This is a genomic window from Stenotrophomonas sp. Steno-Z2 (assembly GCF_056393235.1).
This window is the reverse complement of the sequence record NZ_JBWJOY010000021.1, coordinates 1-1,459: the sequence shown is the minus strand read 5'-3', so window position 1 is coordinate 1,459 and position 1,459 is coordinate 1. Positions and strand designations below refer to the sequence as shown.

The window sequence follows — 1,459 nt, the reverse complement described above, 5'->3', positions numbered from 1 at the left end:
CAGTGCGGCCTCGCAGGAACAGAGCGCCGGCATCGAACAGGTCAACCAGACCGTCACCCAGATGGACGAGACCACCCAGCAGAACGCCGCCCTGGTGGAGGAAGCCACCGCCGCCGCGCGGTCGATGGAGGAGCAGGCCCGCCTGCTGGCCGAGGCCGTGGCGGAGTTCCGGACCCACGCCACCGCGGCCGGGCCGGGCACCACCAGGGTGCCGACCAGTCCCGTTGCCCGCGCCCCCGTCGCCCGCCCCGTGGTGGCGCTTCCGAAGGCCGCCGCCCAGCCGCGCCAGGCGGTGGCCGCCGACGCGGGCGACTGGCAGGAATTCTGATCCACGCCGCCCCCGCATGGGGGCGGCGTCCATGTGGCAACCCGTTGTTCCCGAAGTACCGCTATCCCTTGATCGATGAAGGCAAGAACCGAATGACCCCATGATGCCGGCCTGACCCACCTGCCGATTCAAAGCGCCACCAAGGAAGCCGGTGCAGCGCCGCATCCACAGCAAACCCAAACCAAAGGACTGACATGGATACCTTGAGGAACCTGAAGGTTGGATCGCGGCTTGCCATCGGCTTCGGCCTGGTGCTGCTGCTCATCGTCGCGATCCTGGCCATCGTGCTGTATGGAAACCGGCTCAAGTCGGACCAGTTCAAGTACCTGACCAACGTCAACATGGTGAAGATGCGCCTGTTGAACGACATGATCGACACCAACAACGCCGCCATCAGGGACCGCCGCCTGATGCTGCTCAAGCGCGGCGACGGCTTCGCCCAGGACCAGGCGGAGCTGCACAGGCTCACCGCCCACTACGACGAGATCTGGCAGCAGTACGTCAGGATCCCGCGCGATGCGGTCGGCGACCGCATGGTCGCCGGGATCGAGCAAGCCCGCCGCGTCGCCGCCGTGCCGACCAAGGCGCTGGACGACTTCATGCAGGCCGGCGATTTCGATGCCGCCGTGCAGGTCCTGCTCACCGAGCAGGCCACGCGCGCCACTGCCTGGAACGACGCCCTGTCGGCCCTGCTCAGGCACCAGGAAACGCTGACCCGCAAGAGCAGCGACGAGTACAACGCCATCGAGGGCTGGACCGGCAGGCTGTCGCTGGGCATCGGCCTGCTGAGCATCGTGCTCGGCGCGTTGCTGGCGCTGCTGATCACCCGCAGCCTGACCCGCCCGCTGGCCAGCGCGGTGGGCGTGGCCAACGGCATCGCCGGCGGCCGCCTGGACAACAGCATCGATGTGTCCGGCAAGGACGAAGTCGCCGACCTGCTGCGCGCCATGCAGCACATGCAGCGCCAGGTGCAGGCGGTGATCGCCGCGCAGGGCGAGATGGCGCGCCAGCACGACGCCGGCATCATCAGCTACCGCATCGACGCGGCGCCCTTCGCCGGCGACTACCGGCGCATGGTCGAGGAGAGCAACGCGCTGGTGGCCCAGCACATCGGCGTGAAGCTGCGCGTCA

At 68.4% G+C, this 1,459-nt stretch carries 1 protein-coding gene and 1 pseudogene; both read left to right on the top strand.

Translation table 11 applies throughout. The features are described from left to right. Window positions 1–328: pseudogene (locus tag AC06FP_RS16830) on the top strand (methyl-accepting chemotaxis protein); the annotation flags it as partial. A 194-nt stretch (window positions 329–522) separates the two neighbouring features. Then, window positions 523–1,459, top strand: a 937-nt coding sequence (locus AC06FP_RS16825) for an MCP four helix bundle domain-containing protein (RefSeq protein ID WP_478076334.1), incomplete at its 3' end; no start/stop codon positions are given.